Below are 15499 nucleotides of genomic sequence, written 5' to 3'. Positions count from 1 at the left end.
CCCATCAGTCCAGCCAGACATATCCCGCGAGTCGCCCGGTGGTGCGGTCGCGGCGATACGAGAAGTGATCGCCCGATTCCAGCGTGCACACCGGCGACTGCGCCCGGTCGCACACCCCGAGCCGTTCGAGCTGCGCGTGCACGCCGGCGGCCACGTCGACCGCGGGCGTACCCCAGCTGGTCTCGGAGTGTGCCGCCGGTTCGACGGCGGCCACCTCGGCGCGCATCGTCTCCGGCACCTCGTAGCACCGGCCGCAGACCGTGGGTCCCGTGCGGGCGACGATCCGGGACGGCTCGGCGCCCAGTTCCATCATCGCTCGCACCGCGGCGGGGACGACTCCGGCGACCATGCCGGGCCGGCCCGCGTGGGCGGCGGCGGCGATCCCGGCGACCGGATCGGCGAGCAGGACGGGGGTGCAGTCGGCGGTGAGCACGGCGAGGGTGAGTCCGCGCCGTGCGGTGACGATCGCGTCAACCTCGGGCACTGGGTTTTCACCCCAGGGTGCGTCCACCACGGCGACGCCGGACCCGTGCACCTGGTTCATCCAGACCACGTGGCCGGGGTCGAGCCCCAGCGACTTCGCGGCCAGACCCCGGTTGGTGGTCACGGCCCCGGGATCGTCCCCGACGGCGCCGCCGAGGTTGAGCTCCTCGTACGGAGCGGCGCTCACCCCGCCCCACCGGTCGGTGAAGGCGAAGTGCGCGCCGCTCGCGGTGTCGCGCTGTCCTATCACTTGAGGAAGTCCGGGACGTCCAGCTCCTCGGCCGTGCTGTCCGAGTAGGTCCGCGACGAGGGGATCGGCGGGGTGATCGGGCGCTCGCTCACCGGCTCCGGGGCGGGGGCGGGCTCGGGCACCTCCTTCGGCGTGACGCTGCCGAGCGAGCCGAAGGACGGGCGGCTGTCGGCAGGACGCGACGGAGCCGGCTCCTCGCGCCGGGCCGAGGACGAGCCGAGGACGTTCTCCCGCTTGGCCGGGGGCTGGCCGCCGTCGAAGCCGGCGGCGATCACGGTGACCCGGACCTCGTCGCCGAGGGCGTCGTCGATGACGGCACCGAAGATGATGTTCGCCTCGGGGTGCGCGGCCTCGCTCACCAGCTGGGCGGCCTCGTTGATCTCGAAGAGACCGAGGTCGGAGCCGCCGGAGATGGACAGCAGCACCCCGCGGGCGCCGTCGATGGAGGCCTCGAGCAGCGGCGAGGAGATGGCCATCTCGGCCGCGGCCACCGCGCGGTCGTCGCCGCGGGCCGAGCCGATGCCCATGAGAGCCGAACCGGCTTCGGACATAACAGACTTCACATCGGCGAAGTCGAGGTTGATCAGACCGGGCGTGGTGATGAGGTCGGTGATGCCCTGGACACCGGAGAGCAGGACCTGGTCCGCCGACTTGAAGGCGTCGAGCACGGAGACCTGGCGGTCCGAGATGGACAGCAGCCGGTCGTTCGGGATGACGATGAGGGTGTCGACCTCTTCGCGAAGCTCGGCGATGCCGTCCTCGGCCTGGTTGGCCCGGCGCCGGCCCTCGAAGGTGAACGGGCGCGTGACCACACCGATGGTGAGGGCGCCCAGCGAGCGAGCGATGTTGGCCACGACGGGCGCGCCGCCGGTGCCGGTGCCGCCGCCTTCACCGGCCGTCACGAAGACCATGTCGGCCCCCTTGAGGACCTCCTCGATCTCCTCGCGGTGATCCTCGGCGGCCTTGCGGCCGACGGCCGGGTTGGCTCCGGCGCCGAGTCCGCGGGTGAGTTCGCGGCCGACGTCCAGCTTGACGTCGGCGTCGCTCATCAACAGAGCTTGCGCGTCGGTGTTGATGGCGATGAACTCGACGCCCTTGAGACCGACCTCGATCATCCGGTTGATGGCATTGACACCACCGCCGCCGACACCGATGACCTTGATGACTGCGAGGTAGTTCTGCGGTGCTGCCACGTCGAAGGCCTCTCGCCTCGAATTACGTGCCGCCGTCCCGCGGGTGCTCCGCGGCCCGACGGCTGATGCCGAATGGGACGGTCCGAACGCCGACCCGAACCCTAACCCTGAAGTTTAGGGTTACCAGTGTGTCTGTTCCTTGGACTCTTCCGAACAGGACACTAAGTCGACAAGTGGCGCACGTTCAACGAACACGCCGAACCTCCCGTCTTTCTTTTCACCCTATGTGATCAGCCGTAGCGCTGCCCAATCAGGGTGCGGGCCTGTTTCGACCGGCGTCAACTCCCCGATGACGCAGGGGCGGTGGGAACACTCACGTCGAAGTGCCGGGCGCCGGGAGCCGCTTTCATCAGCGCAATCAGCGTGACCGCCTTCGCCCGGCCCTTCTCGCTACTGCCCCACATGACGGTCCGCCCGCCGCTCAACTCCAGGGAGATGGAGTCATAGGAGCCGACCCTGACGTTCCTCACGTCGCGGGCCACTGCGGCGGGAATGTCCTGGACCACACGGGCCGCGGCACGGTCGAGTCGGCCGACGCCGAAGCGCCGCTGAGCGGCGGAGTGCCCCACGGTCAATTGCAGCGTGGGAACGGCCTTCGGAGGGCTCGAAACCGTGGCGAACCGCACGCCTTCCCGGTCCACTTCGATGAACTTTCCGGCGTTCCCCACGAGCAGAACCGGAGTACGCTCCGTCACTTTCAGCCCGATGCCCTGCGGCCAGGACCGGGCGACCTCGACCGAGTCGATTCGCGGCAATTTCCGGCGCAGCCGCGCCTCGATCGCATCGGTGTCGAGTGAAATCAGGGGCGTTCCGAGCCGCACGCCGGCCGCCTCACGCACCTCGGCGCGGGTGAGGACGCGCGTACCGGAGACGGAGACGTGCTGCACGCGCAGCCACGGAGAGCCGTACAGCAGCCAGATGGAGCCGCCGCTCGCCAACACCACCGCGAGCGTAAGGATGATGAGCATACGAAGACGGCGCAATCGCCACAGACGGGACGGCCGGGGCGAACCGGACTCCAGCTTCTGCCGTTCGCCGCGTTCGGCGGTGGTCGGTCCGGCCACGCTCCCTGCCTTCCCTCGTTCCGGTGCGGTTCGCCTCCGGGGCGCGCCGTCCGGTGCCGAGAGCCCGGTCGTGCTCAGCCCTGCGGGCTTCCGCGTTCCCCCGGTGTCCCGGCCTCGCCGGAGCGGGGGGGGGAACCCCACGACCTCCCGGCACCGGTGCGCGCCCCTTCGGCTCACTCACCGATGCGTTACTGGTGGTGACGCGACGCGATCGCCTCGTACACCATGCCGACGAGCAGGTCGTCGGCGTCCCGGCGGCCGAACTCACCGGCGGCACGGGACATCTCGTACAGCCGGTGCGGGTCGGCGAGCACGGGCAGAACGTTCTGCTGGATCCACTCGGGCGTGAGTTCCGCGTCGTCGACCAGCAGCCCGCCCCCGGCCTTGACCACCGGCTGGGCGTTCAGCCGCTGTTCGCCGTTGCCGATGGGCAGCGGAACGTAGGCGGCCGGAAGTCCGACGGCGGAGAGTTCGGCGACGGTCATCGCGCCCGCGCGGCAGAGCATCATGTCGGCCGCGGCGTACGCGAGGTCCATCCGGTCCACGTACGGTACCGGGATGTACGGCGGCATCCCCGGCATCTGGTGCACCTGTGGCAATTCGTTCTTGGGGCCGACCGCGTGGAGGATCTGGATACCGCACTGCTGGAGGTACGGGGCGACCTGCTGGATCACCTCGTTCAGCCGGCGGGCGCCCTGCGAGCCACCGGAGACCAGCAGTGTCGGCAGGTTCGGGTCGAGCCCGAACGCGGCGCGGGCCTGCGGGCGTACGGCGGCACGGTCCAGGGTGGCGATGGAGCGGCGCAGCGGGATGCCGATGTAGCGGGCGCCCCGCAGCTTGCTGTCCGGGGTGGAGACGGCGACCTGGGCGGCATACCGCGAGCCGATCTTGTTGGCCAGACCGGGCCGTGCGTTGGCCTCGTGGATGATGATCGGCACCCCGAGCCGCTTGGCGGCCAGGTAGCCGGGGAGGGCGACATAGCCGCCGAATCCGACGACGGCGTCCGCCTTGGTGCGCTCCAGGATCTGCTCCGCCGCCTTGATCGTGCCACGCAGCCGCCCGGGGACGGTGATCAGCTCGGGGGTGGGCCTGCGCGGCAGAGGGACGGCGGGGATCAGCGCGAGCTCATAGCCCCGCTCGGGCACGAGCCGGGTCTCCAGGCCGCGCTCAGTACCCAGGGCCGTGATCCCCACGGTCGGGTCCTGCCTGCGCAGAGCGTCCGCGAGGGCGAGCGCGGGCTCGATGTGGCCGGCGGTCCCCCCACCGGCGAGTACGACATGCACGGAAATTCACCGCTCTCCGGACGAACGCGCCACTCAGGCACGCCGTCGCATCGTGTTCCATCTCCGAGGCCCCCGGTTGGGCACGGCGCCTCCAGACCGCTTTCTACCAAAGCGGGGTTGCCGCATGGCAAGCGCCGCCCGCGCAGCGGGCTCCTCGCGCGCGAAGGCGATCAGCAACCCGATGGCGAACATGGTCGGCAGCAGGGCGGATCCCCCGTAGGAGAACAGCGGGAGGGGGACGCCGGCGATCGGCAGCAGGCCGAGCACCGCACCGATGTTGATCACCGCCTGAGCGATGATCCATGTCGTCACACCTCCCGCGGCATACCTCACGAAGGGGTCCTCCGTGCGTCCGGCCACGCGGATACCCGCATAGCCTAGAGCCGCGAAGAGGGCGAGCACCGACAGCGTCCCCGCGAGACCCAGTTCCTCACCGGTGACGGCGAAGATGAAGTCGGTGTGCGCTTCGGGTAGTTGACCCCATTTCTCCACACTCGCACCGAGTCCGGAACCGAAGATTCCGCCCGAGGCCAGGGCATAGATGCCGTGCACGGCCTGCCAGCAGTCGACGGGACCCGCCTGCGGTTCGGTGGCTCCGATGCAGTCGAGGCGGGCCATGCGGTTCGGACTCGTCTTGATCAGGAGGAAGCCGATGGCCGCGGCGACGGACAGCACCCCGGCGAACATCCGGGTCGGCGCCCCGGCCAGCCACAGCAGCCCGAAGAGGATCGCCGTGAGGATGATGGCCGTGCCCATGTCACCGCCGAGCATGATCAGCCCGAGCAGCAGGAACGCCACCGGGACCAGCGGCACCAGCATGTGCTTCCACTGCCCGAGCAGCCGCTTCTCCTGCTTGCGCGCGATCAGGTCGGCGCCCCACAGCACGAGCGCGAGCTTGCCGAACTCACTGGGCTGGATCTGGAAGGAACCGCCCAGCGAGATCCAGTTCTGGTTGCCGTTGACCGCCATCCCTATCCCCGGCACCTGCACCAGCACCATCAGGAAGACGGCACCCGCCAGGATCGGGTACGCCAGCGCCCGGTGCAGCTTCACCGGCATCCGGGTGGCGGCGAGCAGCAGCACGGCACCGATGGAGGCGGCCAGGAACTGCTTGCGGAAGAAGTAGGACCCGGGCAGCGACATCTGCAGCGCGGTGATCTGGGAGGCCGAGTAGACCATCACCAGCCCCAGCACGGTGATCAGCAGACTCCCGCCGAGGATCAGGTAGTAGGCGGTGAGCGGCCGGTCCCAGGCCCGCCGGGCGCGGAGGTAGAGACGGACCAGCGCCTTGTCACGCGGGGCCCGGGAGCCTGCGGGCCGCTTGGGGGTGGGCTGGACGGGAGGACGGCCCGTACGGCTATCGGCCACCGGCGCTCACCCCATCCCGCCGTCGCAGAACGTCCCGCCCCCGGGCTCGGCTTCGCCCGCCCCGGGGGCGCCCCCAGGGCGGCAACGGCTGGCACGGCACCGTGCCGCCGGCGGGAAACCGCCGACGACGCCCCGACCACATCCGAGTCACGCGTCCCTCCAAGGGTCCCCGAAGCGCACCCGCCGTGGCGGAGACCCGCCGTCAGGCGCCCGCTGAGCCGAGCTCGCGCACCGCTTCCGCGAACGCGTCCCCGCGCTTGTTGTAGTTCGCGAACATGTCCATGGAGGCGCACGCGGGGGCCAGCAGCACCGTGTCCCCGGCGTGTGCAAGCCGTTGCGCCTCCCGCACAGCCGCACGCATCGCCCCAGTGTCGGTCCGTTCGAGGTTGACGACGGGTACCTCCGGCGCGTGTCGCGCGAGGGCCTCGCGGATCAGCTCACGATCCGCGCCGATGAGCACCGCGCCGCGAAGCCGCTTCGCCGAAGTGGCGACCAGTTCGTCGAAGGTCGCGCCCTTGGCGAGCCCTCCCGCGATCCAGACGATCGACTCGTACGCGGCCAACGAGGCCTGCGCCGCATGCGTGTTGGTGGCCTTGGAGTCGTCGACGTACGCGATCCCGTCCACCTCCGCCACATGCGCGATGCGGTGGGCGTCCGGGGTGAAGGCCCGCAGGCCGTCCCGTACGGCCTGCGGGGGCACCCCGAAGGCGCGCGCGAGGGCCGCCGCGGCAAGGGCGTTGGCGATGTTGTGCGGGGCCGGCGGGTTGACGTCGGAGACCTCGGCCAGCTCCTGCGCGTTCTTCTGCCGGTTCTCGACGAAGGCGCGGTCGACCAGGATGCCGTCCACGACGCCGAGTTGGGACGGGGCGGGCGTGCCCAGCGTGAAGCCGACGGCCCGGCAGCCCTCCTCGACGTCCGCCTCGCGCACCAGGTCCTCGGTCGCCTTGTCGGCCACGTTGTAGACGCAGGCGACCCGATTCCCCTCGTAGATGCGGCCCTTGTCGGCGGCGTACGCCTCCATGGAGCCGTGCCAGTCGAGGTGGTCGGGCGCGAGGTTGAGCACGGCGGCCGAGTGGGCGCGCAGCGACGGGGCCCAGTGGAGCTGATAGCTCGACAACTCCACCGCGAGGACGTCGTACTGCTCCTCGCCGAGGACGACGTCCAGCAGCGAGACCCCGATGTTGCCGACGGCGGCCGTGCGCAGGCCCGCCGCCTTCAGGATCGAGGCCAGCATCTGCACGGTCGTGGTCTTGCCGTTGGTGCCCGTCACCGCGAGCCAGGGCGCGGCGTCCGGGCCGCGCAGCTGCCAGGCCAGTTCGACGTCGCCCCAGACCGGGACGCCCGCCTTCGCCGCGGCCGCGAAGAGCGGCTTGTCGGGCTTCCAGCCGGGTGCGGTGACGATCAGCTCGGTGCCTTCGGGCAGGGTCGCTCCGTCGCCGAGCCGGACCGTGACGCCGAGCGCCTCCAGCTCCGTGGCCTGCGCCCGGGCCCGCTCGTCGTCGCCGTCGTTGACGACGGTGACGATCGCGCCGAGCCCGTGCAGCACCTTGGCCGCCGGGACGCCGGAGACGCCGAGTCCGGCGACGGTGACGTGCTTGCCCTGCCAGTCGGTCACTTTTCCGCTGCCCATCCCGCGTAGAAGATGCCCAGACCCACGATGACGCAGATGCCCTGAATGATCCAGAAACGGACCACCACAAGGACCTCCGACCACCCCTTGAGCTCGAAGTGGTGCTGGAGTGGCGCCATCCGGAAGACCCGGCGGCCGGTGAGGCGGAACGAGCCGACCTGGATGACCACCGACATGGTGATCAGGACGAAGAGGCCGCCGAGCAGCGCGAGCAGCAGCTCGGTGCGGGAGCAGATCGCGAGACCGGCGAGCGCGCCGCCGAGGGCCAGCGAGCCGGTGTCGCCCATGAAGATCTTGGCGGGCGAGGTGTTCCACCACAGGAATCCGAGGCAGGCGCCCATCAGTGCGGAGGAGACGACCGCCAGGTCGAGCGGATCCCGTACCTCGTAACAGGCGGCCGGGTTGGTCAGGGTCTGCGCGTTGGCGCAGGACTCCTGGAACTGCCAGACGCCGATGAACGTGTAGGCGCCGAAGACGAGCACGGAGGCGCCGGTGGCGAGGCCGTCGAGACCGTCGGTGAGGTTCACGCCGTTCGACATGGCGAGGATCATGAAGATCGCCCAGACCACGAAGAGCACCGGGCCGATGGTCCAGCCGAAGTCCTGCACGAAGGAGAGCTTCGTGGAAGCCGGGGTGTTGCCCCGGGCGTCGGCGAACTGCAGAGCCAGCACGGCGAATGTGATGCCGACGATCAGCTGGCCGGCCATCTTCGCCTTGGCCCGCAGACCGAGCGAGCGCCGCTTGACGATCTTGATGTAGTCGTCGAGGAAGCCAACCAGGCCCATGCCGGCCATCAGGCCGAGCACCAGCACCCCGGAGAAGGTCGGCGGCTTGCCGGTGATGACCTTGGACAGGAAGTACGCGGCGATCGTCGCCAGGATGAAGGCGATACCGCCCATGGTCGGCGTACCGCGCTTGCTGTGGTGCTCGCGCGGTCCGTCGTCACGGATGTACTGGCCGTAGCCCTTGCGGGCCAGCAGCTTGATCAGCAGCGGGGTGCCGATCAGGGTGAAGAACAGACCAATGACTCCTGCGAACAGGATCTGCTTCATCATCGGGCGGCAACCTCACCCTCGGCACCGGTCTCGAGCAGCGCCTGCGCCACGCTCTCGAGTCCGACCGACCGGGACGCCTTCACGAGCACGACGTCTCCTGGGCGCAGCTCGCTGCGCAACAGGTCGACCGCCGCCTGTGCGTCGGACACGTGCACCGACTCCTCACCCCACGAACCCTCGTTATATGCGCCCAGTTGCAGCCAGGACGCTTCCCTGCCCCCGACCGCGACGAGCTTGCTGACGTTGAGTCGGACGGCGAGCCGTCCGACGGCGTCGTGCTCGGCGAGCGCCTCGTCCCCGAGCTCGGCCATCTTGCCGAGCACCGCCCATGTGCGCCGCCCCTTGCCCATCGCCACGAGCGCGCGCAGGGCGGCCCTCATGGACTCGGGGTTGGCGTTGTAGGCGTCGTTGACGACCGTCACGCCGTCCGGGCGCTCGGTGACCTCCATCCGCCAGCGGGAGAGGGTGCCCGCCTCGCAGAGCGCGGTGGCGATCTCTTCCGCGGACATGCCCAGCTCATGGGCGACGGCGGCCGCGGCGAGCGCGTTCGACACGTGGTGCTCACCGTACAGGCGCATGGTCACATCGCTGCACCCGGAGGGTGTGTGAAGGCTGAAGGCAGGCTGTCCACTGTCCGTGAGTCGCACATTCTCGGCGCGTACGTCCGCTTCGTCGGACTCTCCGAAAAGCAGCACCTTCGCCGGCGTACGGGTCGCCATGGCCCGTACGAGCGGATCATCGGCATTGAGTACCGCGACGCCGCCCTCGTCCTTGGAGGGCAGGCTTTCGACGAGTTCGCCCTTCGCCTGGGCGATCTGCTCCCGGCCGCCGAACTCGCCGATGTGGGCGGTGCCGACGTTGAGCACGACGCCGATCCTCGGCGGGGTCAGCCCGGTGAGGTAGCGGATGTGGCCGATACCGCGCGCGCCCATCTCCAGGACGAGGAACCGCGTCTCCTCGGTGGCGCTGAGAGCCGTGAGCGGCAGCCCGATCTCGTTGTTGAACGAGCCGGGCGTCCACACCGTCGGCGCCTTGCGCTGGAGCACCTGGGCGATGAGGTCCTTGGTGCTGGTCTTGCCCGCGGAGCCGGTGAGGGCCACGAGGGTCGCCCCGAGCCGCCGTACGACGTGCCGCGCGAGGGCGCCGAGGGCGGCCTGTACGTCGTCCACGACGATCGCGGGCACCCCCACGGGGCGGGACGCCAGGACGGCGGCGGCACCCGCCTGCACGACCGCGGGCGCGAAGTCGTGTCCGTCCACGCGCTCACCGACGAAGGCGACGAAGAGGCAGCCGGGCTCCACTTCGCGGGAGTCCCGGACGACGGGCCCGGTGACCCGGGCGGACGGGTCCGGTATGTCATGCATCTGCCCGCCGACGACTGTTGCGATCTCGGCGAGGGAGAGGGCGATCACAAGTTCATCCCTGAGTCTTCTGGATAGCTTCGCGAAGCACCTGGCGGTCGTCGAAGGGACGGATCACTCCGGCGATGTCCTGGCCCTGTTCGTGGCCCTTGCCCGCGACCAGCACGGCGTCCCCGGGCCGCGCACGGGCGACGGCGGCGGCGATGGCGGTGGCACGGTCCTCGAAGACCTGCACCTCGCCGCGCTCGTGCGCGGGTACTGACGCCGCGCCCTCGAGCATGGTGGCGAGGATCGCCAGGGGGTCCTCGGAGCGAGGGTTGTCGGAGGTCAGCACGGCGGTGTCGGCGAGCCGGGCCACGGCGGCGCCCATCGGGGCGCGCTTCGTGGTGTCCCGGTCGCCGCCGCAGCCGAGCACGACGTGCAGCTTGCCCTCGGTGACCTTGCGCAGGGCGCGCAGCACCGATTCGACGGCGTCGGTCTTGTGCGCGTAGTCGACGACCGCGAGGTAGGGCTGCCCGGCGTCCACGCGCTCCAGGCGGCCCGGGACACCCGGCACCGCGGCGACGCCGTCGGCGGCGGTCTGCGGGTCGATGCCGGCCTCGACGAGGGCGACGATCGCGGCGAGGGTGTTGGCCACGTTGAAGGGGCCGGGGAGCGGCGACCTGGCGGCGACGCGCTGGTCCTTGGGGCCGATCACGGTGAACGTGGAGTCCAGCGGGCCGACCTTGACGTCCTCGGCTCGCCAGTCCGCGTCGGGGTGCCCCTCGGCGGAGTACGTGACGACCGGGACGTCGGCGTCCTTCACCAGCCTGCGGCCGTACTCGTCGTCGTGGTTGACGACGCCGAGGCGGCTGCGCCTGCGGGTGAACAACTGCGCCTTGGCCCGGTAGTAGTCCTCCATGCCGGAGTGGAACTCCATGTGCTCCGGGCTGAGGTTGGTGAAGACCGCGATGTCGAAGACGCAGCCGTCTACCCGGCCGAGGACCAGCGCGTGGCTGGAGACCTCCATCGCGACCGCCTCGACACCGCGCTCGCGCATGACCGCGAACAGGGCCTGCAGATCGGTCGCTTCGGGGGTGGTGCGCTCGGACTTGATGCGCTCGTCGCCGATGCGCATCTCGACGGTGCCGATGAGTCCGGTGCTGCGGGTGGTCCGCAGACCGCCCTCGACTAGGTAGGCGGTCGTGGTCTTGCCGGAGGTGCCCGTGATGCCGATCTGGAGCAGGTCCCGTCCCGGGTCGCCGTAGACGGTGGCCGCCAGTTCGCCCATCCGCCCCCGTGGATCGTCGGCCACCAGGACCGGGAGTCCGGTGGCGGCGGCGCGCTCGGCGCCGGCCGGGTCGGTCAGCACGGCGACCGCACCGAGGCCGGCGGCCTGGGTGACGAAGTCGGCGCCGTGGGCCCGGGCACCGGGCAGGGCGGCGTACAGGTCGCCGGGGCGGACGGCGCGTGAGTCATGGGTGATGCCCGTGACCTCGGCGGCGCTCTCCGGGGCGGCGACTCCCAGCTGATCGGCGAGCTCCGCGAGGGAAGTGGCGGAGACGTGCACCGGTCGCGGCGGTCCCGGATATGTCACGGAAGCGCCTTTCTGGGTGGTGGGGGACTGATCAGCGTGTGGCACGGCGGTGAGCGTACCGGGAGTACCCCCGACGGGGCTAAAAGGGAGCCCGGCCGAAGCGTGGTCCGGTGGTGCGGCACGGGTGGGCGGGGACGAGGGCGGGGCGTGGTTTCCCGGATCTGGGGTGATCGTTGTCACGAGCTGGTTCCTGGTCGGTCATTCCCGTAGTGCTGATCATGGCGTGAACGTGACGGGCAGGTTCGCGGCGGGCGCCCCGGTGGGCGGGACCTGGAGCGTCTTCAGGGCGAACTCCATGACCTGCTTGAAGATGGGGCCGCAGATCTGGCCGCCGTAGTAGCTGCCCTTGGTGGCGTTCTGGATGGCGCAGTAGACGGTGACACGGGGGTTGTCCGCGGGGGCGAACCCGGCGAAGGAAGAGGTGTAGCCGCGGTACTTGCCGGTGGCCGGATCCACGCGGTTGGCCGTACCCGTCTTGCCCGCCACCCGGTAGCCGGGGATACGGGCCTTGGTGCCCGTGCCCTCCTGATCGTCCACGACGGACTCCAGCATCTGGGCGAGAGTCTTCGCCGTCCGGTCGCTGACGACCCTGTTCTCCTCGGGCTTGGGTGCCGGTGTGAAGCGGCCGTCCGGGCCCTTCGTGCCGCGCACCAGGGTGGGCTCGACGCGCACGCCGCCGTTGGCGATGGTCGAGTACACGGATGCGGCCTGGACCGCGTTGATCGACACGCCCTGACCGAAAGGAATCGTGTACTGCTGCGACGTCGACCACTTGTCCGGCGGTGCGAGGATGCCGTTCGTCTCGCCGGGGAACCCGAGGCCGGTGGGGCTGCCGATGCCGAACTTGCGCAGATACGAGTAGAGGACCCGGTTCGCGTCCTGCTGCGTCTTGCCCAGCTGGCCCGTCGCGAGGATGGTGCCGATGTTGCTGGACTTGGCGAGGACGCCGTTGAGCGTCAGGTCCCAGGTCGCGTGGTCGACGTCGTCCTGGAAGAGCCGGTCGCCGCGGTGCAGCCGGTTGGGCACGACGACGTGGGTCGTCGGAGTGGCGACGTTCTCCTGGAGCACGGCGGCCATCGACATGACCTTGGCGGTGGAACCGGGCTCGTAGGCGTCCTGGAGGGCCGCGTTGCCGAGCGACGTGGCATTGGCCTTGGACAGGTCGTTGGGGTCGAAGCCGGGCGAGTTCGCCATGGCCAGGATCTGGCCGGTCCTGGTGTCCTGCACCACCACGTATCCCCGGTCGGCCTTGGACTGCTTCACCTGCTCGGTGATGGCGTTCTGGGCGGCCCACTGGATGTCGCGGTCGATGGTCAGCTCGACTTCGGAGCCGGCCACGGCGGGTGTCTCGGCGGATCCCGCGGTGGGCACCAGCCGCCCGCCCGACTGGGCGTAGCGGATCTTGCCGTCCTTGCCGGCCAGCTCCTCGTTCAGCTGCTGCTCGACACCGCCGCCGCCCTTGCCCTCGGCGTTGACCCAGCCCAGTATCCCGGCGCCGAGGTCGCCGTTGGGGTAGACGCGCTTGGTGGTGGGCTCGGCGAGGACGCCCGCGAGGACGTTGACCGTGCCCTTGTCCGTCCTGGCCTTGGTCGCGAGCGTGTTCTTCAGGTCCTTGATCTGGTTCCACACCTGAGGGGTCTGCCGGTGGGCCAGCAGGACATAGCGGGTGTGGGGGGTCCTGAGCTTCTCGGTGACCGCGTCGGTGTCCTGGCCGATGATCGGGGCGAGCAGCGCGGCGGCCTGCTCGGGGGCGTCCGGGACACCGGTCGAGTCCGAGGTGAACAGGGTCGGGTCGGCCGTGATGTCGTACGCGTCCTCGCTCGTCGCGAGCTCGATGCCGTTGCGGTCGACGATCTCGCCGCGGACGGCGGCCAGGGTGCGGCCGACATATCGGTTCTGGTCCGCCTTGGCCGCGTACGCGCTCGCGTCCACGGCCTGCACCTGGAGCAGCCGAACGACAAAGGTGATCAGCACCAGGGTCAGGGCGAGTCCGACCATCCGCAGCCGGGGGCGGGGGCTGCCGAGCCGGATGGCACCCCGCGCGGCGCCGCGGGCCTGGACCGGGCGCCGCGCGGGGCGGGCGCCGGGCCTCGGGCGGGCACCAAGGCTCTGCCGGGCGCCTGGGCTCTGGCGGGCGCCGGGACCCGGGCGGCGCCGGGGGTCGGGGCGTGCGGGGCCGGGCACGCGGCGCCGAGGCGGTTCCCTGTCGGACACTTCCGTCACCTGCCGGGGGTCGTGGAGGGGTGTGCGGACGGGGTGGAGGACGCCGTCGGGGAGGTGGGTGCGGTCGGTGAGCCGGACGCGGCCGAGGGGCCGGCCGCCGGGCGCCCGCTCGGTGACGGCGCCGCCGTGCTGGGGTTGGGGCCGAGCACCTCGGGCGGGCGCAGGGCGGCGGGGCTCGCAGCGGGTTGCTGGGGGGCGGCCGAGGGCACGCCCTTGACGCCTCCGCCGGGATTGAGGAAGGCGGGGTCGCCACCGGGGACCATGCCGAGTTCACGGGCGCGGCGCTGAAGGGCGTCGGGGGCCGAGTAGGCGTCCACGTCGCGCTGGAGCGCCTGCTCCTCGTCGGTGAGGTTCTTGGTCTGCCGCTGCAGGTCGTCGAGCTGGAACGACCCCTCGCTGAGCGCGGAGTTCAGCACCAGGAGCCCGATGAGTCCGCCGCCGAGCAACGCGACGACGAGCAGGACGAAGGGGGTGCGGGCGGCTCCGGAGCCACCGCCGACGGGGATCAGCCGGGCGAGCCGCGCGGCCCGCCCCTTGAGTACGGGTTTCCCGCTCACACACCCTCCCGCCGCGCGTTCACGTCCGCACGTCCCCTCGTCATCGGCAACCGGCGCCCTCGAGGTGGCCCGGTGGGGGCGCAGTACCGATTCCGGGGCGTCCGGGGCCCGGGCGGGCGCCCGGCGGCCGTCCGCACGCCCGCGGGTACGCCGGGTCTCCTGGTCACTCCCCCACCCCTCCCGTCCGGCTCACTCGGCGTCCTCACGGATGCGCTCGGCGCCACGCAGACGTGCCGGGGCCGCCCGGCGGTTCACGGCGACCTCCTCCTCGGTGGGAAGTTCGGCACCGCGGGTGAGGAGCTTGAGCCGGGGCTGGTAGCGCTCGGGGACGACCGGCAGCCCGGGCGGGGCGGTCGTGGCGGCTCCGGCCGCGAACACCTGCTTGACCAGGCGGTCTTCGAGGGAGTGGTAGGACAGGACAGCGATCCGGCCCCCCACGGCGAGCGACTTCACGGCCGCGGGGATCGCCCTCTCCAGGACGGCGAGTTCGCCGTTGACCTCGATACGCAGCGCCTGGAACGTGCGCTTGGCCGGGTTGCCGCCGGTCCGCTTGGCGGCCTGCGGCAGCGCGTCCCGGATCAGCTCCACGAGGCGTGCGCTGTTACTGAAGGGCTCCTTCTCGCGCTCGCGCACGATTGCGGACACGATCCGCTTGGCCTGCTTCTCCTCGCCGTAGGTGCGCAGGATCCGCACGAGTTCGCCCGCCGGATAGGTGTTGAGCACCTCGGCGGCGCTCATGCCCGTCGTCTGGTCCATGCGCATGTCGAGCGGGGCGTCCTGGGCGTAGGCGAAACCGCGCTCCGCCTCGTCGAGTTGCATGGAGGAGACGCCGAGGTCGAACAGCACTCCCTGGACCCTGGGGATGCCCAGCCGGTCGAGCACGACGGGGAGTTCGTCGTAGACGGCGTGCACCAGGGTCGCGCGCTCCCCGAACGGGGCGAGCCGCTCACCGGACAGGCGCAGCGCCTCCTTGTCACGGTCGAGCGCCACGAGCCGGGCCTCGGGGAAGCGCGTCAGCAGCGCCTCGCTGTGGCCGCCGAGCCCGAGGGTGCAGTCGACGACGACGGCCCCCGGCTCGGCCAGGGCCGGGGCCAGCATGTCCAGACACTGCCGGAGCATGACGGGCACGTGTCGACTCTTGCTCAACGAGGCCTCTCAGTCCGGCGCGGCCGGGTCCGCGCGGCCGGTCCCCGCCCTCACCCGGCCGTCGCCGGGGCCCCGGCGAATGGGATGGCTGCCGGCGCCGGAAGCGTCAGCCGACCGGGACGGGAGGAGGCCGAGCCGTACGTACGCGCCGCGCACGCGGGGAGAAACCGGCGCGCTGCCGGTGTCTCCGGGGTGAACAGTCCGCAGGGAGATCATCTCGTCTCCCGTTCGCGTCACTTTAGTCCACCCTGTCTTGCGGTCAATCAACCGCCCTGCGCGTCGTGCTTCCGGGCCTCACGGTGGCACGTTT

At 71.0% G+C, this 15499-nt stretch carries 12 protein-coding genes; all 12 read right to left on the bottom strand.

Annotation, left to right across the window (positions count from 1 at the left end):
- Nucleotides 1-4: 4 nt before the first annotated feature.
- The 12 genes from pgeF to rsmH all read right to left on the bottom strand — a co-directional run bounded on the left by pgeF (nucleotide 5) and on the right by rsmH (nucleotide 15189).
- Nucleotides 5-733, bottom strand: coding sequence for a peptidoglycan editing factor PgeF (gene pgeF / locus ACQEXA_RS39975; RefSeq protein ID WP_432926666.1), 729 nt, complete (start codon nucleotides 731-733; stop codon nucleotides 5-7).
- Nucleotides 730-1926, bottom strand: a complete 1197-nt coding sequence (gene ftsZ / locus ACQEXA_RS39970) for a cell division protein FtsZ (protein WP_359389182.1) — start codon at nucleotides 1924-1926, stop codon at nucleotides 730-732. The genes pgeF and ftsZ overlap by 4 nt, the downstream gene beginning before the upstream one ends.
- Nucleotides 1927-2204: 278 nt before the next feature.
- A complete protein-coding gene (locus tag ACQEXA_RS39965; RefSeq protein WP_432926668.1) occupies nucleotides 2205-2990 on the bottom strand; it encodes a cell division protein FtsQ/DivIB in 786 nt (261 codons plus the stop codon).
- A 188-nt stretch (nucleotides 2991-3178) separates the two neighbouring features.
- A complete protein-coding gene (gene murG, locus ACQEXA_RS39960) occupies nucleotides 3179-4273 on the bottom strand; it encodes an undecaprenyldiphospho-muramoylpentapeptide beta-N-acetylglucosaminyltransferase (protein WP_432926670.1) in 1095 nt (364 codons plus the stop codon).
- A 33-nt stretch (nucleotides 4274-4306) separates the two neighbouring features.
- Nucleotides 4307-5641, bottom strand: a complete 1335-nt coding sequence (gene ftsW, locus ACQEXA_RS39955; RefSeq protein WP_433132477.1) for a putative lipid II flippase FtsW — start codon at nucleotides 5639-5641, stop codon at nucleotides 4307-4309.
- A gap of 202 nt (nucleotides 5642-5843) precedes the next feature.
- Nucleotides 5844-7271 (bottom strand): UDP-N-acetylmuramoyl-L-alanine--D-glutamate ligase, encoded by a 1428-nt coding sequence (gene murD, locus ACQEXA_RS39950; RefSeq protein WP_433132475.1) that lies wholly within the window; start codon nucleotides 7269-7271, stop codon nucleotides 5844-5846.
- Entirely contained in the window at nucleotides 7253-8326 is a 1074-nt protein-coding gene (mraY, locus tag ACQEXA_RS39945; protein WP_359389167.1) for a phospho-N-acetylmuramoyl-pentapeptide-transferase, read from the bottom strand. Before mraY ends, murD begins: the two co-directional genes overlap by 19 nt.
- On the bottom strand, nucleotides 8323-9738 hold the full coding sequence (locus ACQEXA_RS39940; RefSeq protein ID WP_432926676.1) for a UDP-N-acetylmuramoyl-tripeptide--D-alanyl-D-alanine ligase: 1416 nt from the start codon (nucleotides 9736-9738) through the stop codon (nucleotides 8323-8325). The genes mraY and ACQEXA_RS39940 overlap by 4 nt, the downstream gene beginning before the upstream one ends.
- Nucleotides 9739-9742: 4 nt before the next feature.
- Entirely contained in the window at nucleotides 9743-11263 is a 1521-nt protein-coding gene (locus ACQEXA_RS39935; protein WP_433132473.1) for a UDP-N-acetylmuramoyl-L-alanyl-D-glutamate--2,6-diaminopimelate ligase, read from the bottom strand.
- A 216-nt stretch (nucleotides 11264-11479) separates the two neighbouring features.
- Nucleotides 11480-13477 carry a peptidoglycan D,D-transpeptidase FtsI family protein gene (locus tag ACQEXA_RS39930; protein WP_432926679.1) on the bottom strand — a complete coding sequence of 666 codons (1998 nt, stop codon included), beginning with the start codon at nucleotides 13475-13477 and terminating at the stop codon, nucleotides 11480-11482.
- A 5-nt stretch (nucleotides 13478-13482) separates the two neighbouring features.
- Nucleotides 13483-14043, bottom strand: coding sequence for a septum formation initiator family protein (locus tag ACQEXA_RS39925; RefSeq protein ID WP_433132471.1), 561 nt, complete (start codon nucleotides 14041-14043; stop codon nucleotides 13483-13485).
- Nucleotides 14044-14232: 189 nt separating this feature from the next.
- On the bottom strand, nucleotides 14233-15189 hold the full coding sequence (rsmH, locus tag ACQEXA_RS39920) for a 16S rRNA (cytosine(1402)-N(4))-methyltransferase RsmH (protein ID WP_432926683.1): 957 nt from the start codon (nucleotides 15187-15189) through the stop codon (nucleotides 14233-14235).
- Nucleotides 15190-15499 lie beyond the last annotated feature (310 nt).

It is taken from the genome of Streptomyces sp. CA-106110, assembly GCF_050936285.1.
Lineage (GTDB): Bacteria > Actinomycetota > Actinomycetes > Streptomycetales > Streptomycetaceae > Streptomyces.
The sequence above is the reverse complement of the archived record's forward strand: the minus strand, read 5'-3'. Positions and strand labels throughout refer to the sequence as shown.